21 protein-coding genes, 7 tRNA genes and 1 riboswitch are annotated in these 22488 nt (G+C 62.3%); of the genes, 15 read left to right on the forward strand and 13 right to left on the reverse strand.

Annotated elements, in window-relative coordinates; all coding sequences use genetic code 11:
- Window positions 1–77: 77 nt before the first annotated feature.
- The 6 genes from CVS27_RS11925 to CVS27_RS11950 all read right to left on the reverse strand — a co-directional run bounded on the left by CVS27_RS11925 (window position 78) and on the right by CVS27_RS11950 (window position 768).
- Window positions 78–153, reverse strand: a tRNA-Gly gene (locus tag CVS27_RS11925).
- A 50-nt stretch (window positions 154–203) separates the two neighbouring features.
- Window positions 204–275 (reverse strand) — tRNA-Val (locus tag CVS27_RS11930).
- 79 nt (window positions 276–354) lie between these two features.
- Window positions 355–427: transfer RNA gene (locus CVS27_RS11935), tRNA-Gly, on the reverse strand.
- Between the two features lie 50 nt (window positions 428–477).
- Window positions 478–549: transfer RNA gene (locus CVS27_RS11940), tRNA-Val, on the reverse strand.
- A 48-nt stretch (window positions 550–597) separates the two neighbouring features.
- A tRNA-Cys gene (locus tag CVS27_RS11945) sits at window positions 598–671 on the reverse strand.
- 24 nt (window positions 672–695) lie between these two features.
- Window positions 696–768, reverse strand: a tRNA-Gly gene (locus CVS27_RS11950).
- Between the two features lie 474 nt (window positions 769–1242).
- On the opposite strand from CVS27_RS11950, the gene CVS27_RS11955 reads away from it, so the two are divergent.
- A tRNA-Val gene (locus CVS27_RS11955) sits at window positions 1243–1314 on the forward strand.
- Between the two features lie 150 nt (window positions 1315–1464).
- Here CVS27_RS11955 and CVS27_RS11960 read toward each other — a convergent pair.
- The gene (locus CVS27_RS11960; protein WP_103465960.1) at window positions 1465–1779 is read right to left on the reverse strand and encodes a DMT family transporter; all 315 of its coding nucleotides are present in this window, start codon (window positions 1777–1779) and stop codon (window positions 1465–1467) included.
- A gap of 12 nt (window positions 1780–1791) precedes the next feature.
- A riboswitch (guanidine-III (ykkC-III) riboswitch) is annotated at window positions 1792–1853 on the reverse strand.
- Between the two features lie 114 nt (window positions 1854–1967).
- Between CVS27_RS11960 and CVS27_RS11965 the strand changes: the two genes are divergently transcribed.
- Window positions 1968–2153, forward strand: a complete 186-nt coding sequence (locus CVS27_RS11965; RefSeq protein ID WP_103465961.1) for an antitoxin — start codon at window positions 1968–1970, stop codon at window positions 2151–2153.
- Between the two features lie 83 nt (window positions 2154–2236).
- On the opposite strand, the gene zapE is transcribed toward CVS27_RS11965, so the two are convergent.
- Window positions 2237–3292, reverse strand: coding sequence for a cell division protein ZapE (gene zapE / locus CVS27_RS11970; RefSeq protein ID WP_103465962.1), 1056 nt, complete (start codon window positions 3290–3292; stop codon window positions 2237–2239).
- 189 nt (window positions 3293–3481) lie between these two features.
- On the opposite strand from zapE, the gene CVS27_RS11975 reads away from it, so the two are divergent.
- The 3 genes from CVS27_RS11975 (at window position 3482) to ybaK (ending at window position 5543) form a co-directional block, all read left to right on the forward strand.
- Window positions 3482–4402: a sulfurtransferase gene (locus CVS27_RS11975; RefSeq protein ID WP_103465963.1), complete on the forward strand. Its 921-nt coding sequence runs from the start codon at window positions 3482–3484 to the stop codon at window positions 4400–4402.
- Between the two features lie 37 nt (window positions 4403–4439).
- Complete coding sequence (locus tag CVS27_RS11980; RefSeq protein WP_103465964.1) at window positions 4440–4898, forward strand: SufE family protein; 459 nt, start codon at window positions 4440–4442, stop codon at window positions 4896–4898.
- 144 nt (window positions 4899–5042) lie between these two features.
- Window positions 5043–5543, forward strand: a complete 501-nt coding sequence (gene ybaK, locus CVS27_RS11985; protein WP_103465965.1) for a Cys-tRNA(Pro) deacylase — start codon at window positions 5043–5045, stop codon at window positions 5541–5543.
- A gap of 193 nt (window positions 5544–5736) precedes the next feature.
- On the opposite strand, the gene CVS27_RS11990 is transcribed toward ybaK, so the two are convergent.
- Window positions 5737–6954 carry an alpha/beta hydrolase gene (locus tag CVS27_RS11990; RefSeq protein WP_103465966.1) on the reverse strand — a complete coding sequence of 406 codons (1218 nt, stop codon included), beginning with the start codon at window positions 6952–6954 and terminating at the stop codon, window positions 5737–5739.
- A gap of 122 nt (window positions 6955–7076) precedes the next feature.
- Here CVS27_RS11990 and CVS27_RS11995 point away from each other — a divergent pair, with 122 nt between their 5' ends.
- From CVS27_RS11995 to CVS27_RS12040, 10 genes are all read left to right on the forward strand, one after another.
- Entirely contained in the window at window positions 7077–7568 is a 492-nt protein-coding gene (locus CVS27_RS11995; RefSeq protein WP_103465967.1) for a hypothetical protein, read from the forward strand.
- A gap of 14 nt (window positions 7569–7582) precedes the next feature.
- On the forward strand, window positions 7583–8041 hold the full coding sequence (gene msrB / locus CVS27_RS12000; RefSeq protein ID WP_103465968.1) for a peptide-methionine (R)-S-oxide reductase MsrB: 459 nt from the start codon (window positions 7583–7585) through the stop codon (window positions 8039–8041).
- Between the two features lie 103 nt (window positions 8042–8144).
- Window positions 8145–9542: a DUF6421 family protein gene (locus CVS27_RS12005; RefSeq protein WP_243400155.1), complete on the forward strand. Its 1398-nt coding sequence runs from the start codon at window positions 8145–8147 to the stop codon at window positions 9540–9542.
- 18 nt (window positions 9543–9560) lie between these two features.
- Window positions 9561–10271, forward strand: a complete 711-nt coding sequence (locus CVS27_RS12010; protein WP_103465969.1) for an SDR family NAD(P)-dependent oxidoreductase — start codon at window positions 9561–9563, stop codon at window positions 10269–10271.
- Window positions 10272–10282: 11 nt separating this feature from the next.
- Entirely contained in the window at window positions 10283–11344 is a 1062-nt protein-coding gene (locus CVS27_RS12015) for a threonine aldolase family protein (RefSeq protein WP_103465970.1), read from the forward strand.
- A 63-nt stretch (window positions 11345–11407) separates the two neighbouring features.
- Entirely contained in the window at window positions 11408–11986 is a 579-nt protein-coding gene (locus CVS27_RS12020) for a DUF3000 domain-containing protein (RefSeq protein ID WP_103465971.1), read from the forward strand.
- Between the two features lie 81 nt (window positions 11987–12067).
- Window positions 12068–13510 carry an HRDC domain-containing protein gene (locus tag CVS27_RS12025; protein ID WP_103465972.1) on the forward strand — a complete coding sequence of 481 codons (1443 nt, stop codon included), beginning with the start codon at window positions 12068–12070 and terminating at the stop codon, window positions 13508–13510.
- 251 nt (window positions 13511–13761) lie between these two features.
- Window positions 13762–15006 (forward strand): thiolase family protein, encoded by a 1245-nt coding sequence (locus CVS27_RS12030; RefSeq protein WP_103465973.1) that lies wholly within the window; start codon window positions 13762–13764, stop codon window positions 15004–15006.
- Complete coding sequence (locus tag CVS27_RS12035) at window positions 15003–17144, forward strand: 3-hydroxyacyl-CoA dehydrogenase NAD-binding domain-containing protein (protein WP_103465974.1); 2142 nt, start codon at window positions 15003–15005, stop codon at window positions 17142–17144. Before CVS27_RS12030 ends, CVS27_RS12035 begins: the two co-directional genes overlap by 4 nt.
- Before the next feature lie 154 nt (window positions 17145–17298).
- Window positions 17299–17751 carry a Rieske (2Fe-2S) protein gene (locus CVS27_RS12040; RefSeq protein ID WP_103465975.1) on the forward strand — a complete coding sequence of 151 codons (453 nt, stop codon included), beginning with the start codon at window positions 17299–17301 and terminating at the stop codon, window positions 17749–17751.
- Between the two features lie 136 nt (window positions 17752–17887).
- Here the strand turns inward: CVS27_RS12040 and CVS27_RS12045 are convergent, their stop codons facing one another.
- The 4 genes from CVS27_RS12045 to dxs all read right to left on the reverse strand — a co-directional run bounded on the left by CVS27_RS12045 (window position 17888) and on the right by dxs (window position 22257).
- Entirely contained in the window at window positions 17888–18865 is a 978-nt protein-coding gene (locus CVS27_RS12045; RefSeq protein WP_103465976.1) for an aldo/keto reductase, read from the reverse strand.
- A gap of 163 nt (window positions 18866–19028) precedes the next feature.
- On the reverse strand, window positions 19029–19703 hold the full coding sequence (locus CVS27_RS12050) for a hypothetical protein (RefSeq protein ID WP_243400156.1): 675 nt from the start codon (window positions 19701–19703) through the stop codon (window positions 19029–19031).
- Window positions 19700–20236: a DUF402 domain-containing protein gene (locus CVS27_RS12055; protein ID WP_103466031.1), complete on the reverse strand. Its 537-nt coding sequence runs from the start codon at window positions 20234–20236 to the stop codon at window positions 19700–19702. Before CVS27_RS12055 ends, CVS27_RS12050 begins: the two co-directional genes overlap by 4 nt.
- A gap of 29 nt (window positions 20237–20265) precedes the next feature.
- Window positions 20266–22257 carry a 1-deoxy-D-xylulose-5-phosphate synthase gene (gene dxs, locus CVS27_RS12060; protein ID WP_103465977.1) on the reverse strand — a complete coding sequence of 664 codons (1992 nt, stop codon included), beginning with the start codon at window positions 22255–22257 and terminating at the stop codon, window positions 20266–20268.
- Between the last annotated feature and the right edge of the window lie 231 nt (window positions 22258–22488).

Genomic DNA, 22488 nt, shown 5'->3' on the forward strand with positions numbered 1-22488 from the left:
TCTGTGGATAAGTCACCCAGCGAAAGCTCACGGGTTAAACAGAAATGCCGGAACCACATGGATTCCGGCATTTCTTTTGGAGCGGTTGACGAGATTCGAACTCGCGACATCCACCTTGGCAAGGTGGTGCTCTACCAGCTGAGCTACAACCGCAATTTACTACTTCACTGACTTGCATCAGTTGAATGAGCCAGGCTCATTCGTGGGCGATACTGGGATCGAACCAGTGACCTCTTCCGTGTCAGGGAAGCGCGCTACCGCTGCGCCAATCGCCCAAAGTGCCCCAAAAAACAGAGCACCGCATAAAACTGCCGGAACCCACAAGGATTCCGGCAGTTTTTACGCATACATCTGAGCGGTCGACGAGATTCGAACTCGCGACATCCACCTTGGCAAGGTGGTGCTCTACCAGCTGAGCTACGACCGCAATTTACTGCTTTACTGATTTGCATCAGCTGAACGAGACAAACTCATTCGTGGGCGATACTGGGATCGAACCAGTGACCTCTTCCGTGTCAGGGAAGCGCGCTACCGCTGCGCCAATCGCCCAATGCATCCCGCTGAACTATACAGCAAAATACGTTGTTTCAGTCAAACTGGAGGTGGGAACGGGATTCGAACCCGTGTGCACGGATTTGCAGTCCGTTGCCTCGCCTCTCGGCCACCCCACCGTGAATACTGAACCGTGTCATGCGAGCGGTTGACGAGATTCGAACTCGCGACATCCACCTTGGCAAGGTGGTGCTCTACCAGCTGAGCTACAACCGCATGAGTAACATTTTCTCCCGTTTGCGTCTCCGCTTCGGTAGTCCGTGTTGCTGCGGTAAAAACAATACCCGAGGCCTTTCCTAATCACCAAATCGACCACGCACGCCAATGCCCCTTGAGGGAGCCTGGTCCTCCAGATCGTTGAGATGGCGCGGATGCCGGGCCCTTCATTCGAATTACAGCCGTGTCATTCCTGAGCGTTTTCGGGGTGTTTTTGCCGCGTTCACCCAAAATTTCCTGTGAGGTGCTCGTCACATTCCATCCTTTTATGGTCGACGCCGGCCACTCCCCTGCTGCTTTTCAGCCACCTTGGCTGCCGCAACGGTGGGGTGGACGGTGATGCGCCATGGGCTGCACTCCATGCGGCAGGGAGTTCGAAGATGACGATTATGAGCACGGGAAAGTTTGAGCTATTATTTTGAACGCACCACAGGAACGCGCATGTATCGCCTGGCGATTATGCAGTTCACTTTTGGGCGATTGGCGCAGTGGTAGCGCGTTCCGTTCACACCGGAGAGGTCGCTGGTTCGAACCCAGTATCGCCCACCCAAAGAAAAGCCCCTCTGACCAGCACAAACGCTGATCAGAGGGGCTTTTTCGTGCCACAAAACTGGGGGCGAGAGCCCAGCGCTGTCGATGTGGTGATTCGCTGTTGATATATCGGCAGCGAATCACCACATCGACAGCGCGATGGGACTAGTGAGCCAGCTTGAGGCCCACGATGCAGCCAACCAGGCCCAGCAACAGCAAAATCTTCAACAGTGAGACGGCCTCCGTGCCGGTGATCATGGCATAGGCAACCGTTAGCGTTGCCCCAATGCCCACCCACACGGCGTACGAGGTCCCGATGGGGAGGGTGCGCATGGCCCAGGCAAGCCCAACCATGCTGGCAATCAACGCCACAACAAACAAAATACTGGGGCCCAATTTACTAAAGCCTTCGCTCTTGCCCAGGGCCGTTGCCCATACAGCTTCGAGCATTCCCGAGACGATCAAAATAATCCAGGCCATGACAATTTCTCCTTGACGCCGTCTTTTCGCTGGCCGGGTACGGCGCACCTCGTCCGGGTGCCATCTGGCATTATCCAGTCTGGCACACCCATTAAGCGCAAAGAAAATATGGTTGACAACGTGAACCAAGCCACTAGGCTGGAGAAAGTTGGGGCGCAAAAGACCCCAGGAGCGAAGGGAGGTGCCTATTGTCTATTTTTGACGATATCAAGGGCAAGGCAGAGGGACTGATCGCCGGCAAGGAAGACGCCATCAAGGGTGGCATTGAAAAAGTCGGTGACTTTGTCGATGAGAAGACTGGTGACAAGTTCAAGGACCAGATTGACTCAGCGCAGCAGGCCGCGTCAGGTTTTGTAGACGGCGCAGCAAAGTAACTCACCTTTCGCTCTTGATCAGAGCGTCAAGGGGGCGTCGGTCCCGTCGAGAGACGGTACCGACGCCTTCCGCTTTTAACCGCTTATCCCACGGGTGCGGGCACGCTCAGTTCCTGGGCTTCACGGGCCAGCGCCGTCAGTCGTGACACAGCACGGAAGTACTTCTTTTGGTACCCGCCGGCCATCATTTCGGGGGTGAACAACTGATCCAGCGGCGCACCACTGGCCAGGATGGGCACATCCTTGTCGTAGAGCCTGTCCGCCAGCACCACAAAGCGCAGCGCAACAGACTGCTCGGTGATGGTGTGCACATTGCGCCACACCACAGCGTCAATCCCGGAAAGCATCTGGCGGTACCGGGACGGGTGGACGCCGGCCAGGTGGTCCACCAGGGTACCAAAGTCATCCACAGCCACGGTGCGCCCGGCAAAATCTTGGCGCATGCGCGCATCCAAGTCGCTGTTGGCAACAGGCTCCGGAGGAGTGGGCAGGCCGCGGTGGCGGAAGTCTTCGCCGTCAATGTGCAGGATCTCAAACTGGTCTGCCAGCACCTGAATCTCACGCTGGAAGTCAACGGCCGCAAAGCGCCCATCGCCCAGGGAACCCGGCAGGGTGTTGGAGGTGGCAGCCAACTTCACACCGGCGTCGGCCAGTTCACGCATGAGACGCGACATCAGGACGGTGTCTCCGGGATCATCCAGCTCAAACTCGTCAATGCAGACCAGCTTGTAAGCGCTGAGCGCCTCAACGGTTTTACGGAAGGACAAGGCGCCCACCAGGTTGGTGTACTCCACGAAGGTGCCAATAGCTTTGGGGCCCTCCATCTGGTGCCACAGCGAGGACAGCAGGTGGGTCTTGCCCACGCCAAAGCCACCGTCAAGGTAAATTCCGGCGCGACCGGCGGGGACCTTGGCCTTGCCGCCGAAGAGTTTCCGCAGGCCGGTGGCGGGCTTGTGCGCGGCATCGGCAGCAAAGTTCTGCAGCATTGTCACGGCCTCGGCCTGGGAGGGCTGGGAAGGATCGGGGCGGTAGGTGGCAAAGGCAACCTCACCAAAACGCGGCGACGGGACGAATCCCGCCAGCAGTTCCTCCACCGATACTGCCGGGCGGCGGGTGGAAAGTTGCTCAACGTGTACCAAGGATGTTTCCCATCATCAAAAAATTTCAGGCGTTCGTGATAGGCGCATCACGGATACAAGAATACCCACCCCATATTGCCTTGCGTTAACACTCGGGAAGTAATACGAACACCAACTGGTTACGCTGAGAGTTAGGAACAGCTGTCGCGTCATGTATCCGCGGCAGCACGGTTTACAAGAAGGGACATCATGCCTGTTGCAGTTGAATCAAACGAGAAGTTCGCAGCGTACGCCCACCCGGAGCGCCTGGTTTCCACGCAGTGGCTCGCGGATGCGCTGGCCAACGGCGCCACGGCCGACGGCGGCCTGGTGGTTGTGGAGTCCGACGAGGACGTGCTGCTGTACGAGACGGGCCACATTCCCGGCTCGGTCAAGATCGACTGGCACACTGACCTGAACGACGACGTCACCCGGGACTACATTGACGGCGCGGCTTTTGCACTGCTCGCCACCGCCAAGGGCATCTCGCGCGACACCACGGTGGTTGTCTACGGCGACAAGTCCAACTGGTGGGCTGCCTACGCGCTGTGGGTTTTCACCTTGTTCGGCCATGAAGATGTTCGCCTGCTCGACGGCGGCCGCGACAAGTGGATTGCCGAGGGTCGCGAACTGACCACCGAGGCCACACCCTCTTCCCCCTCCGCAGGTTACCCGGTGGTGGAGCGCAACGACGCCCCCATCCGGGCCTACAAGGATGACGTCCTGGCACACCTGGGCAAGCCGCTGATCGATGTCCGCTCCACCGAGGAGTACACAGGCGAGCGCACGCACATGCCCGCCTACCCCCAGGAAGGTACTTTGCGTGGGGGCCACATCCCTACCGCTGCGTCCATCCCGTGGGCCCGCGCCGCGGCAGAAGACGGCACGTACCGCTCTCGCGTTGAACTCGAAGCCCTCTACCTGGATGAGGCCGGTCTGGTTCCCGGCGACGACGTTGTGGCTTACTGCCGCATCGGCGAACGCTCCAGCCACACCTGGTTTGCCTTGAAGTACCTGTTGGGCTTCGACACGGTGCGCAACTACGACGGTTCCTGGACCGAATGGGGCAACGCTGTGCGTGTTCCCATCGCCATTGGTTCCGAACGTGGCGAACTGCCCAAGACCAACTAGCTACCGGGCCAGCAGAAAGAATCGTACTGTTAAAGCAATGACTACTTCACAAGCACTGCCACCGGCCCTGGCCGAGATCGTCACTGATTTCCAGGAACTTGAGGAGCGCGACCGCCTGACGCTGCTGCTGGAATTCTCGCGGTCCCTGCCCGACTTGCCGGAACGTCTCACAAATCACCCCGAGTTGCTGGAACAGGTGATGGAATGCCAGTCGCCCTTGTTCCTGACTGTCGAGTCTGAACAGACTGACAAGGGCGAAGTCATCCGACTCTTCTTCAAGGCACCCCCCGAGGCACCCACGACGCGCGGCTTTGCCTCCGTGCTCTTTGAGGGCCTGGATGGTTTGACCGCAGCGGAGATCCTGGCCGTGCCCGATGACATGCCCGAGCAACTGGGGCTGACCCGCGCCATCTCGCCCCTGCGCATGCGCGGCATGTCCGCCATGCTGGGACGTGTCAAACGCAAGATCGTTGCTGGGGCTCGTCCCGCTGCCTAAGCAGCCTGCCAGGGCAAGCAGCTTCATGACATGCCCCGCAAGGTCTCCCTGCTAATGACGGTGACCTTGCGGGGCATTTCTCATTGCCCGATTCTCCCGTACCCGATTCTTCAGGCACTGGCTGTGCGCTGACATAATTGGGCCATGGCCAAGAAGACAGCTGCCGCCAGTGCAGGAACCCCAGCAACAGTCGCCCTCACTGCTGCCGGCGTGCAGTTCACCGCCCACAGCTATGCCCACGATCCCGCCAACACCAGCTACGGCACGGAAGCGGCCGATGTTTTGGGTGTTTCACCCGAACGGGTCTTCAAGACGCTCATGGCGGATGTGGCCGGAACCCTGACCGTGGCCATTGTCCCCGTCAACGGCATGCTGGACCTGAAAGCCCTGGCCCAGGCCGTTGGCCACAAGAAGGCCACCATGGCTGATCCCGCCGCAGCCCAACGCCGCACAGGTTATGTGCTGGGCGGCATTTCACCCCTGGGTCAGCGCCAGCAGTCCCCCACCGTGTTGGACGAATCGGCATTGCTCTGCGAGACCATCTACGTCTCCGGCGGCCGGAGGGGGTTCGACGTGGAGCTTTCCCCCACCGACCTCATCAGCCTGACCAAGGCGACCACAGCAAAAATTGGCCACCCCGGCTAGGTATCACGCGTGCCCGGTGCTGATGCCAGCCAGGTTGCCGGGCCGCGGCGTCCAGAACCAAATGGGGCTTGCGGCGTGGTGGGCGTCGCCGCGGACACACCGACGAAGTCGTGTGTGGCGCGGTGCGGGCACAAGCCCCATTTCGAGAAGGACGCGAGCGGCGGACATGGCCTGCCGGACGACTCGAACCGAGTTACTCCCGCGGCAGTCCGTGTCTGCCCAGTCGGGGGCGCAGCCAGGTTTCTACGGAACTTTCCCAGCGTTGCGGGTCCACATTCCATTCCTTGGTGTGCCGGGCTTTGCTGAACGGTTCAAAGGTGACCATTTCCGGGTTGCGCCTGGCCAGTTCGGCGGTGGGCTCGTAGGGGACAAAGTCGTCGTCGATGCTGTGCAGGATCAACGACGGCGTCCGCAGCTCAATGGCTCGGGCCACCCAGTCCATGCTCTTGAAGTCCACGGGTGCGGCCAGGCCTGTGATGCGCCTGCCCAGCCGATGGCTGAGCATGAGCTGCCCGTACCGGCCAACGTAGTCCGGGATTCTGTTCATCTGCGCCTGGTGGGCAAGAACGTTGACCCAGCTGATGACGGGGGCATCCAGGACCATGGCCAGAACATGTTTGCGGTTCCGGGCAAGGTCTGCGGTTTGGAGGCTGATGGCCCCTCCCATGGAGTAGCCAAACAAGACAACGTCCTTGGCGCCGCGTGAGACGGCAAAATCAATGGCCACTTCAACGTCCTGCCACTCGGTGATGCCCAGGCCGTACCTGCGGTCGGGCGTCGCGGGGGCGTCGCCGTCGTTCCTGTAGGACATGAGCAACGCGGTCATGCCCAGCTTGTGCGCCGTGGCAACTGCGCGCAGGCCTTCGTTGCGGGTGGCGCCGCGGCCATGGACCATGATGGCCCAGGTGGGTCCGGGGTTCAGTGCCGGAAGCAGCCAAGCCGGCGCCTCCCCAACGGGCAAGTTGAGTGTGACATCCTCGTACGGCAGGTCCATCTGCTCGGGATGGGAGTAGAGGTTGCCCGACCACCAGCCGGCGGTGGCTGAGCGCAGATCGCCTCCATAGACGGAAAGAACTTCGCGGGTGACACTGCCTTCGCGTGGCACATAGGAGATGACCCGGCCAATAATGGCGTGGGCGGCGCCGCCTTTGAAGTAGAGCCCGTAGTTGCCTTCGATGGTGGTGTCAGCGGTGGCTTCAAGCACTACCTGCTGCTCGGGCCCGTTGGCAATGACAGCCAAAATGGCCACGTCTGCAACTTTTTGTTTCTCCGGCGTCACCACCTTGAGGGCAAAGTACGCCGCCAGCCCTGAGGTGGCCGTGACCACTGCGGCGGCACCAATTCCTGCCGCGCCAGCGCTCAGGGCACCCCATTTAAGCCATTTGTTGGACTGCTGCTCCGAGGTAGCCATATGACCATTGTGCCCATCGTGCCGGGGCACGTCGAGCGGCACACCGGACGCGTCCGTAACTTTCTTCGCACAACTTGCCCACTTGGCATTGTTTATAGTCCACGGAAGCCTAAGCTGGTGCCATGAGCGATACGATCATCATCCTGACCGAAGAACCGTTAACAGCCGTGGACGTGGCCAACATAGCCGATTTGTACGGCCCGGAGGACGACGTCGAACTGGTGCTGCTGGTTCCCGCCGACACCAAACGGAACTTGTTTGTGGATGTCATTGACCAGTTGACCATGCTGGATCTTCCCGGCGCCTTGCGTGAAATCCGTGAGAAGCCCGACGCCGACGCCGTGCGTGCCGAGGCCAATGAAACCCTGGCAGAGTCCTTGGCCGTGCTGGAAGCCTCCGGCGCCAGGTTCAGCGGCAGTGTTGCCGTGGGCGACGCCGTTAGCTCCCTGGTTGCCAAGGTCACCGAGACCGGGGCCCGGCAGGCAGTGGTGGTCACCCGGCCCCATGCCGTGGCCGATACTTTCAGGCAGGACTGGGCGAACCAGGCGCAACGCAAGCTCGGCCTGCCGGTTTTGCATTTGTATTCGGGTTCGGGATTTATTGGCGACTCCTAAGCGTTGGAACAACTATGACTACCTCTGAAAATTCGGCAGTGCCGACAGTAGTAAAAACCGACCAACAATGGCGCAACGAACTGACGCCGGCGGAGTACCAGGTGCTGCGCCAGGCTGGAACCGAACGGCCGTACACCGGCGAGTACTGGGATTCCACCCAAGAGGGCGTTTACGAGTGCCGTGCATGTGGCGCCGAACTGTTCACCTCCAAGGAAAAGTTCTCCGCACATTGCGGCTGGCCGGCCTTCTTTGCACCGCTGGCAGATGGCACTGTGCGCTACTTGCATGACAAAACCTTGGGGATGGAACGCATTGAGGTCAGGTGCATGGCCTGCGATTCGCATCTTGGCCACCTCTTTGAGGGTGAAGGCTACGACACCCCCACGGATCAGCGGTTCTGCATCAACTCGGTGAGTCTGAAACTGCGTGAGCGTCCGGTGACGCTGTCGCCAGAAGCGCCAGAAAACGCCTGAGCACGAGAGTTTCTTATGCTCGATGTATTTTGACATTAGATTTACTGTTCCGTTGCTACGCTCGGGAAAAGACCTGAACGCACAGTAGTAAAGGACAAATCCCATGACTCTTTCGATGGCACCAACATCCCTGGCAACAACGGATGTCAGCACATTTGACTACGGCACGCTGGTGGCGGATCCCGCCTGGCTGGCCCTGAAAAATGCCGCCACGCAGCTGGCATCGCTGCAGGTCAAGGACGGCTCCGTGCCCGAGCCAAAAGATCATGGTGCCGCCGCGTCCTTGATTGAAACCATTACGGTTTCCATCAAGGACCTGGCGCCGCATTTCCCCCACGACGGCGCGTATCTGCACCTTTTGGTCCAGGACTTCAGCAAATGGTTGGAGCAGGGCCTGGGCGTCCCCGACTTCCTGGACTCGCTGCTGGCCTTCAACCCGCAAGAACACCGGATCAACGGCCTGGGCCACCTGGTGGTCTTCCCCATGTACACCCAAAACGGCTCCACCAACCGTCATGTGGAGGCAGTGCTGGTGGAAGTCATCTGGCCCGAATTCATCGGCGAGCTGGAAGCCGGCAACTACTCCAACAAACTGTTCGTGCCGCTGCGTTTCATTGATTTCACTCCCGGTTATGACAGCAACTCGGCCGTGCTGTTTCCGGAGAGTGTGGCCGTGCGGGAGACGCCCACGTTCACCTGGGGCGCCATCTTCCAGGACCGTGAGGCTGCCCGCTTCCGCCGCGTGGTGCGTGAAGCCGCCAAGGTGACCCGGCTGGAGTTGCCGGCCGACGCGTTGGAATTGCTGGAGAACCAGGAGCTCACCCAGGAAACCTTCGTCATGTGGGACTTGATCCATGACAGGACCCACATGCGCGGCGACCTGCCCTTTGACCCGTTCATGATCAAGCAGCGCATGCCGTACTTCCTGTACTCACTGGAGGAGCTGCGCTGCGACTTGACGGCGTACCGCGAATCGGTCGCCATTGAGCATGACGAGGCGGCCTCCCCCGAGGCCCGCCAACACGCCAAGCTGGTGCAGTACGCAGTGATTTTTGACCGCATCTTCCGCTTCGCCATCACCGGTTCCCGGGTGCGCAACTATGACGGCTTGGGCGGGCAGCTGCTGTTCGCCTGGCTGCACCAGCACCACGTGCTGCATTGGACGGACACCCGCTTGACCATCGATTGGGACCAAGTCCCGGAGATGGTGATTGCGCTTGGCCGTGAGATCGAGGACCTCTACTGGCGCTCGATCGACCGCCCCAAGCTGGCGCACTGGCTGGCCGCCTACCAGCTGGTGGCAGCCACCCTGACACCCAATCCCGCTTCCACCTGGGCCAAGGGCCCCGACGCCCTCCCCCTGACCGCACCGCTGCGTGAAATCACGGACCAGGTCCTGGACGACGAATTCCCGCTGTCCATGTTTTACGAGGCCCTGAACAAGAAAATGGCCGCCGTCATCGAGTCCACCTCCGGCATGACAGGCACCAGTGCTGCCTGAATGGGTATTCTAAGAACTATGACGACTCCCCTGGTGCTCATTGCCGGCGGCAGCAGTGCCGCCGGCATTGCCGTGGCCAACGAACTGCTCGGCACTGGCATGCGCGTGCTCACAGTAGGGTCCGACGCCGGACGCATCAGTGCCGCCGCCCAGCTCACCGCCGGCGCCGTACCCTTGGTCTGCGACCTGGCGGATCCTGCGGCAGTGGCCGAACTGGCCGCCAGCGTCCACACGGACTTTGGACCAGTTGACGGACTCATCCATCTGGTGGGCGGATGGCGCGGAGGAGCTGATCTCGCCGCGCAAAGTGACACAGATTGGGACGTCCTGCACGCTTCCGTACTCCGCACCTTGCGCAATACCAGCAAGGCGTTCTTCGCCGATTTGGCCACCTCCCCCGTGGGCCGGCTCGCCATCGTCTCCTCCAGCTCCGTCACAGCACCCACGGCCGGCAACGCAAACTACGCTGCCATCAAGGCTGCGGCCGAAACCTGGGTGCAGGCCGTGGCGCAGGGCTTCGAAGCCGAGGCCGCCACGGGCGGGACACCAATCGCCAGTGCCGCCGTCGTGCTTGTGGTGAAAGCCCTGGTGGATGACTCCATGCGGGCCCGCTCCCCCGAACGCAAATTTCCCGGCTTCACCGATGTGGGCCTGCTGGGCCGCACCGTGGCGGAGCTGTTTTCCACCGACGCCAGCGAGCTTAACGGCGCGCGCATCATCCTTAACTAGAGAAGGTCTTTGTGAACCCCGAATCCACCCAGCTTCACGACCCCGCTGTGATCAGCTTCGCCTCCGACAACTACTCCGGCATTCACCCGGAAGTTTTGGCTGCCGTGGCCGCAGCAAATGGCGGGCACCAGGTGGCTTATGGCGAGGATGACTACACCACTTCGCTGCGCCAGGAGATGGGGCAGCTCTTTGGCCGCGACGTTGAGGTGTTCCCTGTTTTCAACGGCACCGGCGCCAATGTGCTGGCGCTGCAGTCGCTCCTGCCGCGCTGGGGTGCCGTGGTGTGCGCTTCAACAGCCCACATCAACATGGACGAGAACGGGGCTCCTGAGCGTGTGGGCGGCATGAAACTGCTGGCCGTCCCCACCGACAATGGCAAGCTGACGCCCGATCTGATTGACAAGGAAGCCTGGGGATTTGGCGATGAACACCGCGCCCAGCCGCTGGCCGTCTCCATCACCCAAACCACGGAGCTGGGCACCTGCTACACCCCGGCGGAAGTACGTGCCATCTGCGACCACGCCCATTCCCTGGGCATGAAGGTCCACATGGATGGGGCACGGCTGGCCAACGCTGCCGCCCACCTGGGCGTTCCGGTGCGTGAGTTCACCTCCGACGCCGGCGTGGACGTTTTGTCCTTTGGTGGCACCAAGAACGGGATCATGTTTGGCGAAGCCGTGGTGGCGTTGAACCCGCAGGCCACCGACGGGCTGATCTACCTGCGCAAGATGAACATGCAGCTGTCCTCAAAAATGCGTTTCATCTCGGCCCAGCTGCTGGCGCTGCTGGCCGATGACCTGTGGCTGCGTTCGGCGTCGCACGCCAACGCCATGGCGGCGCGGCTACGAGCAGCAGTGGAGGTTCTCCCCGAGGTACAGTGCACCCAGCCCACCGAATCCAACGGCGTGTTTGCCATTTTGCCCGACGGCGTGGCTGAGCGTTTGCGGGAGAAATTCCGTTTCTACGACTGGGACCAGGCCGCCCGGGAAGTGCGCTGGATGTGTTCCTTTGACACCCAGGAATCTGACGTTGATGCCTTCGTGGCCGCCTTGCGTGCGGAGCTGGCAGCCTAGGCGCTCACCTTTGTTGCGGCGCGCCTGCCGGGGTTTGGTCCGGCGTGGTCATAATCTGCCAAGGTGAGTCCTATCCCACAGCTTCCCATTGACTTCCAATCTGCCTTGGCGTCGCTGCGGGCGGCCCGAACCCGCCCTGAACTTTCGTTGGCAGAAGTCCCCGCCCCGGCACGGCTTGCCCCGTTTGGTGTGGCGCTCGGTGCTGAGGTCATGGTGGATGGTGAAGAGCTCGCCACGGGCCGCTTCATCCTGCTGCACGACCCCCACGGCTCCGATCTATGGGACGGCACCTTCCGCATCGTCACGTATGTGCGGGCACAGCTCGAGGCCGACATGGGCAACGACGCACTCCTGGCCAACGTGGCGTGGGCTTGGCTGGTGGAGGCACTGGAGGAGGAAGGTGCCCGGTACCGCAGTGCCGGCGGCACCGCCACCCGTGTCCTCTCCGAAGGCTTTGGCACTTTGGCCTCTCGCCCCGACGCCATTGACATCGAGTTGCGCGCCTCATGGACTCCCGAGGGCCCTGATGTCAGCGCCCACCTGCAGGCGTGGAGCAATCTTGTGTGCACCTTTGCCGGCCTGCCGCCCGTGCCCCACGGAGTGACTTTGCTCTCACAGCGCCGCCCCAACCACGGCTGGTGACCTCTGATGAAGGGGGTTGGCGCGGCCGACGACGGCTCCCACCCCAGCAGGTGCTGCACCATTCGGTAGACTAAGGGCATCATGACCAACCCAGAATCCAGCGCACACAGCCGCGCCCGGGCCAAAAAGTCCACCTCACACCAAGGCCCCGGCTCCCCCTCCAGCACCCCGACAGGCACAGGGACCACACAGGATGCCGCCACCACCGCCGTCGAACTGGCTGCCGCCCCGCTGACTTCAGTGGTCATTGACCGTGTCCGGGTGGAACTGGGCGACCTGCCAGAGCTGGTGGTGCTGGACATGCCCCAGGATGGCATTCCGGCCGTCGTGGAAACCCAGCCTGCCTTGGCACGGTGCGCCGCGGCATTGGCCAGCGGGCACGGCCCGGCAGCCGTTGACACGGAGCGCGCCTCAGGTTTCCGGTATGGCCAGCGCGCCATGTTGGTCCAGATTCGCCGCGAAGGCGCCGGCACATGGCTCATTGATCCCGAAGCCTTCGATGATTTGAAGATCATTGACGAGGCCCTGCACGGGGTGGAGTGGATTCTGCACGCCGCCAGCCAGGACCTGCCCTGCTTGGCGGGTGTTGGCATGTGGCCCAGCAAACTTTTTGACACGGAATTGGCCGCACGCCTGGCCGGACTGCCGCGTGTTGGCCTGGGCGCCGTGGTGGAATCCTTGCTGGGCTACCACCTCGCCAAGGAACACTCGGCGGCCGACTGGTCCCAGCGCCCCCTGCCCGAGCCGTGGCTGCGCTACGCCGCCCTCGATGTGGAGGTCCTGGTTGACCTGCAGGAGGAACTCGTGGCACTGCTGGAAAAGGACGGGAAGCTCGAGTATGCCGCCCAGGAGTTCCAGCACCTGATTGACGCAGGCGTGCCCGCCCCTCGTGTTGATCCGTGGCGGCGCACCTCCGGCTCCCATACCATCCGCAACCGGGTTCAGCTGGGAGTGGTCCGCGAGCTTTGGTACACCCGCGAGAAATTGGCTGAACACCGCGACATTGCCCCCAGCCGGCTCATCCCGGATTCGGCCATTGTGGCAGCTGCCAAGGGCATGCCCGCAACCGTTCCTGCCCTGCTGGGCTTGTCCGGGTTCCACGGGCGCGCAGCCAAGCGCGATGCGCCCAAGTGGCTCCACGCCATCCAGACAGCGAAGAACAGCACCGAGCCGCCGCCCCTGCAGGTCTCCACCAACACACCTCCCCCGCCGCGGGTGTGGGCTGAGCGGGATCCCGAGGCTGCTGCCCGGTACGCCACTGCGCGCCAGCGCCTGAGTGATCTTGCCGAAGAGATCAACATTCCCGGTGAAAATGTTCTCACGCCCGACTTCCTGCGCCGCTTGTGCTGGCGTCCGCCGTCGAGCATCAGCGTGGAGAGCGTGTCAGCCCAGCTGTCGGAACTTGGTGCCCGCCCCTGGCAGATCGAAAAGACTGCGGAGCTGCTCACCGACTCCCTGCTGAACCCGGAGCCGCTGCCACCCAAGGAGCCCAAGGCCCCCAGGTCCGAAGAAGCGGCCGCCTAGCCCCTCTGCCTCCGCCGACGGCGATCCCCGGCCACTCCCAAGACTCGCAAGCACGCCTCGGGGCCCTCGTGGCCGGGGGCCCTGACTTGGGCGTGTGAAATTTCATGCGTCATCGCCCGTTTGGCACGCCGTCGGGCTTTGCGCGGGGATTTTGACTCCAAGTTACCGGCGGGTAACATGATGTGTGACACAGTCGTCCCCAACATGATTGGCTTGGACGACATCCGTTGTACGCACTCAAGGAGCACCAGGTGAGCCAGAATCGGCAGATTAGGGACGTGGTCTTTGTTGACGGCGTCCGCACACCCTTTGGACGAGCAGGGGAAAAGGGCATTTACGCCAGCACCCGGGCAGATGACCTGGTGGTCAAGTGCATCCGCGAGCTCATGCGCCGCAATCCCTCGCTGCCGCCGGAGCGCATCGACGAGGTCGCCATTGCCGCCACAACCCAGACGGGTGACCAGGGCCTGACCATTGGCCGCACCGCAGCACTGCTGGCAGGGCTCCCGCAGTCGGTTCCCGGCTTTGCCATTGACAGGATGTGTGCCGGTGCCATGACGGCCGTCACCACCACCGCCTCCGGCATTGGTTTCGGTGCCTATGACGTGGTCATTGCCGGCGGCGTGGAGCACATGGGCCACCACCCCATGGGAGCCGGCTCCGACCCCAACCCGCGCTTCATGTCCGAACGGATCGTGGACCCGGCGGCCCTGAACATGGGCAACACGGCCGAGAACTTGCACGACAGGTTCCCTGCCATCACCAAGGACCGCACCGACGCATACGCCGTCGCGAGCCAGAACAAGCTGGCTGCAGCCTACGCCAAGGACCAGATCCAACCCGACCTGGTGCCCGTGGCCACCCTCAAGCCGGAACAGGGCTGGACCCTGAACACCGTGGATGAGCCCCCGCGCCCCGGCACCACGGTTGCAGACCTGGCCGCGTTGAAGACGCCGTTCCGCGCCCACGGCCGGGTGACGGCAGGCAACGCTGCCGGTTTGAATGACGGCGCCACGGTGGCACTTCTGGCCTCCGCGGAGACCGCCAAAGAACTTGGCCTGCCCGTCAAAATGCGCCTGGTCACTTATGCCTTCGCCGGAGTGGCGCCCGAGGTTATGGGCATCGGACCCGTCCCCGCCACCGAGAAGGCTCTCAAACTGGCCGGCCTGAGCATCGGTGACATTGGCCTGTTTGAGATCAACGAAGCCTTCGCCGTCCAGGTCCTGTCCTTCCTTGACCACTACGGAATTGCCGACGACGACCCCCGGGTCAACAGGTACGGCGGCGCCATCGCTGTGGGCCACCCTTTGGCATCCTCCGGCGTTCGTCTGATGACCCAGCTGGCCCGTCAATTCCAGGAAGACCCCTCGGTTCGCTATGGCCTCACCACCATGTGCATCGGGCTGGGCATGGGTGCCACAGTCATCTGGGAAAACCCGCACTTCAACGCCACAACCACCTCAGCCACCTCAACCACCGAAGGGAGCGCAGCATGAGCGCCCAGGACTTTCACCAGCTCGCCGCCCTGTTCCCGGACGAGGTCATCACCCACTCGCATGTGAAGGACATTGCGCTCCCGGGCGTTGACGGCGCTCCCAGCGCCGGCACTTTTGCGCTAATTACCCTGGACAACGCCCTGGACCACCGCCGCCCCAGCACCCTGGGCCCGAACACCTTGGTGGAGTTGGGCACGGCTCTCCAGGAACAGCGTGAGCGCGCAAAACGTGGGGAAATTATTGGTGTGGGCGTCACTGGAAAGCCGTACTTCCTGGTTGCCGGCGCTGATCTTTCCGCCGTCAAGAGCCTCAAGGACCGCCAGTCCGGTCTCTGGATGGCCCAGCTGGGCCACGACGTGTACTCAACACTCAACGACCTGGGCGTCCCCAGCTTTGTGTTCATCAACGGCTTGGCCCTCGGTGGCGGTCTTGAGATCGCGCTCAACGCCAACTACAGGACAGTCTCCACCGGAGCCGGAGCCCTGGGCCTGCCCGAGGCGTTCCTTGGCCTGGTCCCCGGTTGGGGCGGCGTGTACCTGCTCCCCCGTTTGATCGGTCCATCCAACGCCGTAACGGTCATGCTGGAGAACGCACTCAGCAACAATCGCACGCTCAGCGGCCCGGCAGCCTACAAACTCGGCATTGCCGATGCCTTGTTCGAACCGGCCGACTTCCTGGAACAGTCGCTCACCTGGGCGGCCCGGGTCCTTGCAGGTGAGGAGGTCAGCCGCCCCAACGCCGTCTCCGAGCCGTTGAGCGAGGAAAACAGCGCAGCCTGGGACGCCGCCGTCGAACGCGCCAAGAAATTTGTTGAAGCGAAAACTTCCAACGCCGCGCCCGCCCCGGCCCGCGTCATCGAACTGCTGGAGGAGGGTAAACACTTCACCAAGGCGCAGTCATTCGCCGCCGAGGATGAGGCGCTGGCCGACCTCATGGCGACCCCGCAGTTCCGGGACACCGTCTACGCCTTCCTTGACCTGGTCCAGAAGCGGGCCAAGCGGCCTGCCGGAGCACCTGACGCCAAGCTGGCGCGCCCCGTCACCAAGGTTGGCGTCGTCGGCGCGGGGATGATGGCGGGCCAGTTCGCCCTGCTCTTTGCCCGCCAGCTGAAGGTGCCCGTGGTCATGACGGACATTGATGCGGCGCGTGTGGACAAGGGTGTGGGCTACGTCCATGGCGAGGTGGACAAGCTGCTCGCCAAGGGCAGGCTGAGCCAGGACGCTGCCAACCGCACCAAGGCTCTCGTGACAGGTTCCGTGTCCAAGGAGGCGTTTGCGGATGCCGACTTTGTGATTGAGGCCGTGTTTGAGGAACTCAACGTCAAGAAGGCTGTGTTTGCCGAGGTTGAGGCGATTGTTTCGCCGGAATGCATCCTCGCCACGAACACCTCCTCACTCTCCGTGACGGCCATGGCGGCGGACTTGCAGCACCCCGAACGCCTAGTGGGCTTCCACTTCTTCAATCCGGTTGCCGTTATGCCGCTGCTGGAGATTGTTCGGGCACCCAAGACCGACGACGCCGCACTGGCTACGGCGTTTGCCACAGCCAAGGCGCTACGCAAGACGGCTGTCCTGGTCAAGGATGCGGCTGCGTTCGTGGTGAACCGCGTGCTCCTGCGGCTCATGGCTGAAGTTTCCGCTGCCTTCGATGAGGGCACCGACGCGCACGTTGCGGACAACGCGCTGCGCCCCATGGGCCTGCCCATGACGCCGTTCACCCTGCTGGCCATGGTGGGCATCCCCGTGGCGCAGCACGTCACGGAATCGCTGCACGCAGCCTTTGGCGAGCGGTTCCATGTCTCGGCCAACCAACAGGCCCTGATCGACGCCGGCATCAAGGGACTGTGGGAGACCGCCCCGGATGGCAGCGTGTCCATCCCGGCCAGCACCCTGGCGCTGCTGAGCTTTGGCAACTCCCCGTCAACGGAACAGGAGCTGCTGCTCAAAACCCAGGATGCCCTGGCCGAGGAGATCGGGCTGATGCTGGCAGAGGGCGTGGTGGCCGGACCCGAGGACATCGATCTGTGCATGATTCTGGGCGCCGGCTGGCCCATGCATCTAGGCGGCATCACCCCCTACCTGGACCGGGTGGGCGCCTCTGAGCGGGTCAACGGGAAGCTGTTCCACCCCGCCGCCTGATCCATCCATTGCCCCTCCGCCGCCTCCGCCTCGTGAACGGGCAGTAGTTGTTGATGTTTGTGCTCAACATCAACAACTACTGCCCGTTCGCGAGGCGGAACTGGCCGGGAGCCGCGTGTGGCATTCCCCCGGCCGGAACTGACAGAATGGTTTCATGACTTTTGACCCAACTTTGACCCGACGCAATGCCCTCCGGGCCACCACAGCAGCCACCGGCGCCGCCTGCGCGCTGGCCTTGGTGGGCTGCACCCCCAGCGGTGCCGCCAGTCCCGGCACAGGCAGCGTTCCGTCCGAGATCCCCACGGGCGGAACTCCCTACCAGGTGGGCAAAGTGTCCGAGCTCCCCGTGGGCAGTACTGCGGCAGGAACGGCCAATGGTGTGGATGTCATCTTGTTCCGCCCGGATGAAACGACCGTGCTGGCCTACACCGACATTTGCACGCATGCCGGCTGCAAGGTTGCACCCAATGGCGAGGACTTCAAGTGCCCTTGCCACGGTTCACTTTTCAAGGGCGCAGACGGCACAGTGATATCCGGCCCGGCGAAGGCTGCCCTGCCCCGCTTCAGCGCGGCCATCGACGGCGAATGGATCACCGTCAGCATGTAGCCGGCCACCAGCGGCGGACGCTAGACACAGCCGGCGAATGGATCACCGTCAGCATGTAGCCGGCCCCGCGCGGCGGACGCTAGACACAGTCGGCGAATGGATCACCGTCAGCATGTAGCAAATTCCCTGCTGACTGCTAGAACAAGGCCACTTTGGGAGTGCGCGGGAAGATCAGGTCGAGCTCAGTCAGATCTTCCGTTGTTGGCTTCCATCCCGCCGCCGCGGCATTTTCGCGCACCTGTTCCGGCTTGGTGGCACCGGCGATGACGCTGGCAACCGACGGCTGCGCTGCGAGCCAAGAGAACGCCACTTGAACCTCGGTGAGGCCGCGGGCCGCAGCAAAGGCACTGAACGCCGCAAACTGGTCCTGATCAGCCCCTGAAACCATGTGCTGGCGGGTGTGTGAGAGTCTGCTGCCCTCGGGCACCACACCACCACGGTACTTGCCAGTCAGCAAGCCGTTCGCGAGCGGGAAGTAGGGCATGACACCCAGCCCATACGCTTCAGCAGCGGGGGTGACCTCCTGCTCGGCACGGCGGTCGAGCAAGTTGTAGTGGTTTTGGCTGGCCACAAACCGTTCCGTACCCAGCGTGCGTGCGGTGTATTCGGCGTCGGCAATCTGCCACCCTGCCAGATTCGAGTGTCCCAGGTAGCGCACCTTGCCGGCGCGGATCAGGTCATCCAGCGCCGAGAGCGTCTCCGCCATAGGGGTGTGCCCGTCGGGTGTGTGGTAGTAAAAGAGGTCAAGATAGTCGGTGTTCAACCGGCGCAGCGAGGCCTCCACGGACTGCATAATGTACTTTCGTGAGCCGCGCCGCCCCCAATCCACGCCATTGGCGCCTTGGGTATCCATGCCGAACTTGGTGGCCACAATGACATTCTCACGGTGCGCACCAAGCGCCTTGCCCAGGATGGTTTCGCTCATGCCGGGCGTCATCCCGTACACATCAGCCACGTCAAAGTGCGTGATCCCAGCCTCCAAGGCGGCATGCACGACGGCGTTGCTGCCCTCCTGCGTTTGTGTCACCGTCCCGCTGCGGCCCAGGTTGTTGCACCCCAGGCCCACAGTGGAAACGGTCAGTCCGGAACGGCCTACTTGTCGGTATTCAATCATGGTTCAACAATAGCCAGTCCCGCCCACACGCAGACAATTTGGCCCCGTCCCACCCGCACAACGCTCCTGCAGCAAAGGGTGGATTTTCCCCAACGCTCCTGCACCAAGTGAGCGAGCGTTGGGGAAAACGGCCCCGTAAGTGAGCGAGCGTTGGGGTGGGAGGTTAGAGGCTGAAGACTGTGCTGCCGCTGGTGCTGTGCTTGGCCCGCAGCTCGTCGAGCTGGTCGGCCGGGGCGACGGCAACGCTGAGCTTGGTGAAGTCGAGCTTCTCTTCACGGATGCACACCTTGATGTTGGCCACTGCGCGGGCCGGGTCCGGGGCAAGGATGTACACGTTCAGCTTGCCGGTGCTGTGCGGGCCCTTGGTAAATTCAATCTTCTCCACGAGTCCGCTGCCCCGCCATGCCAAATGTGCCGTCAGGGCTGCCTTGGCACTGGCTCCAAGGGTCTTGTCCCTGTCAGTGATCCTGTCGCTCTTCAGGGCAATCTGTGCCACCACAGTGAACTGCTCTTCACGACTGAGCACGGCATAACCGTCCACGGCGCACTGCTCCGCGAACGCTTCCAGCATGCCACGGGCCTCTTCCAGGGAGGCTGCGCGAACATCCTTGGACGTGCTTTGGTGGCCTACTGCGCCATGATTGACCACAAAGAAAATCTCCGCCGATTCTGCCGGGGCTGCCTCAGCGTCATCCTCCTGGGGCATCCCGGCGTCAATCCACGCTTCGCGGAAAGTCCAGGCTCCGGCGTCGTCCTTCTTGTACATGCGCACAATGTTGGGGTCCAGATCATTTGATTCCAGGGAATCGTTGCTGTCTTGTCCTTCGGTGCTGCTCATGGCAGTGTCCTTCCTAGCGTGAACCAGACCGCTTCCCGGCCCTCAAAAGGTGCCCGACGGGCCGCGACGGCCTCCATCAAGGCTTCCGCTGCTCGTTCCATGCGGGTGCACAGTTCGGGCGGATAATTCATGGTGTTGCTGTGCTCGGCAAACTCGTCTTCATCATCAACATAGAGGCCCCGCGACTTGGTGCGCACAACATCCAAATCCATGTCGACCATGTGAAACTCGATGACCGCCGGCCGGATGCGCCGCCAGGCCAGCTCAGTGGCCAGATCTATATAAAGTTCGACGCCGGACGGGTGGCTTTGATCGTAAAACGTCGCCACCCAATCTCCCTCGTGGGGAATTAAAAGCACGGCATCGGATTCCGCATAGAAAGCTGCACCGGGCCGGGACACAAATTCACCCGTTCCCTGGAACACCCAGTGGCCGGCATCATCGGATCCCAGATACCGGCCGGGTACCACCCAGTGAGCGGTGCCATCATACTTGCGGTTGCGGGCCACGACCAGATCCCCGGTCTGAGGCATCTGCGCCGACTGCGTGTCGGGAAACGCCGTCACAGGATGGGCATCTGACCTGTGCGGGGCGCAGGCTGCCCGGGCAGGGGCCGGGCAAAGGGCACCTTGGTGCCCAAAACCTGCTCCACCACATCTTGGGCGACGCGCTGGGCTGTCAGCCCCACCCGCGCAAGCACCTGCGAACGGCTGCCGTGGGCTAGGAACTCCACGGGCAGGCCCACCTCGTTCAGTGCCGTGTCAATGCCTGCTGAGCGCAGTTCCTGCCGGATGCGTGAGCCCACTCCGCCGGCCCGGACGCCGTCCTCAATGACAATGACAATCCTGTGCTGTGAGGCCAGCTGCACAATGGAGCGCGGCACGGGCATCACCCAGCGCGGGTCAACCACTGTGGAGCTGATGCCCTGCTGGTCAATGCGAGCGGCAACATCCAAGGCCAATTCACTCATGGCCCCAACACTGACAATCAGAACATCGGTTTGGGGTTCACTGCCTGCCTCCGGCATGTCGTGATGGGTGCGGGCCAGAACGTCGACGCCGTCGTACAGGCGCTCAAGGGCCACAATTTCTGGACCCACGGTGCCCTTGGAATACCTGACCACGCTGGGTGCATCCGAAATAGCCACGGCTTCGCGCAGTTCCTCGCGCAGGCGCACGGCATCACGCGGAGCGGCCAGGTGCAGGCCGGGCACAATTTGCAGCATGGACATGTCCCACATGCCATGGTGGCTGGGACCGTCCGGGCCCGTCACACCTGCCCGGTCAAGGACAATTGTCACCCCTGCCTTGTGCAGGGCTACGTCCATCAGGAGCTGGTCGAAGGCCCTGTTCAGGAAAGTGGCATAGATGGCCACCACCGGGTGGAGGCCACCAAAAGCCATGCCCGCGGCCATGGTCAGTGCATGTTGCTCGGCAATGCCAACATCAATGACACGGTCTGGGAACTTTTGTGCAAACTTGGCAAGACCTACGGGAATCAACATGGCACCTGTGATTGCCACAATGTCGGTGCGTTCCTCGGCAATCTTGGCGATTTCCTCACCAAAAACTCCCGTCCAGGACTTGCCACTGGGCTCCTCCACGGAAACGCCCGTCTCGGGATTGATGACGCCCACAGCGTGGAACTGGTCGTCCTTGTGCGCCCGGGCAGGGGCATAGCCTCGGCCCTTCTCGGTGAAAGCGTGCACAATCACGGGGCCGCCATAGTTCCTGGCCAGCAACAGTGCCGATTCCATGGCTTTCTCGTCGTGGCCGTCAACGGGGCCCACGTACTTCATGCCAAGGTCATCGAAGAGGCCCTGGGGCGCCCACCAATCCTTCACTCCCTTTTTGGCGGCGTGCAAACTCTTGTAAACGAACTGGCCGGCTGCGTTGCCGTCCTGTAGACGCTTCTTGCCCCACGACATGGAGGCTTCATACTTCTTATGCGTGCGGACGTGGTCAATGGCCGGGCGCAGGGAGGCCAGGTACTCGGCCACGCCGCCCACGGTCGGGGCGTAAGAGCGGCCGTTGTCGTTGACCACAATCACCACACGCCGGTCCTTGTCCGCGGCAATGTTGTTCAGGGCTTCCCAAGTCATGCCGCCGGTCAAAGCGCCGTCGCCAATGACAGCCACCACGTAGCGGTCACCCTCGCCCGTGAGCTGGCGTGCGCGGGATATTCCATCGGCCCAGGAAATGGAGGATGATGCGTGGGAACTTTCCACTATGTCATGCTCGGATTCGGCACGGTCAGGGTAGCCCGAGAGTCCGCCCTGCTGGCGCAGGGTGGAGAAGTCTTGGCGTCCAGTGACGAGTTTGTGGACGTAGGACTGATGCCCTGTATCGAACACAATGCTGTCGCGGGGGGAATCGAAGACCCTGTGAATGGCAAGCGTCAGCTCCACCACGCCAAGATTGGGGCCAAGGTGGCCACCTGTCTGAGACACGTTGGTAATCAGGAAATCCCTGATCTCCTGGGCCAGGGTCTCCATCTGGCTCGGGCTGAGCTTGCTGAGATCGCGCGGATGCGTGATGGTTTCTAAAAGTCCCATTGGTACCTCCCTGGGTCCACTATCAACGTCTAACAATATCGTGTCCAACCGTCATGACTGAGCGTATCGCTTGGTTTCAGTGGTACAAAGCACATTAAACGCAATCAAGGGCGGGCATCCGGTTTCCCGGATGCCCGCCCTTGCACAGCGTGGATCACAAAACGTAAGCCCACACTTGGGCCCACAGGCCCGGGCCCACGCCCTCCAGGTTCCCAAAAATCGCGTCAGCGA

It is taken from the genome of Arthrobacter glacialis, from assembly GCF_002909445.1.
Taxonomy (GTDB): Bacteria; Actinomycetota; Actinomycetes; order Actinomycetales; family Micrococcaceae; genus Specibacter; species Specibacter glacialis.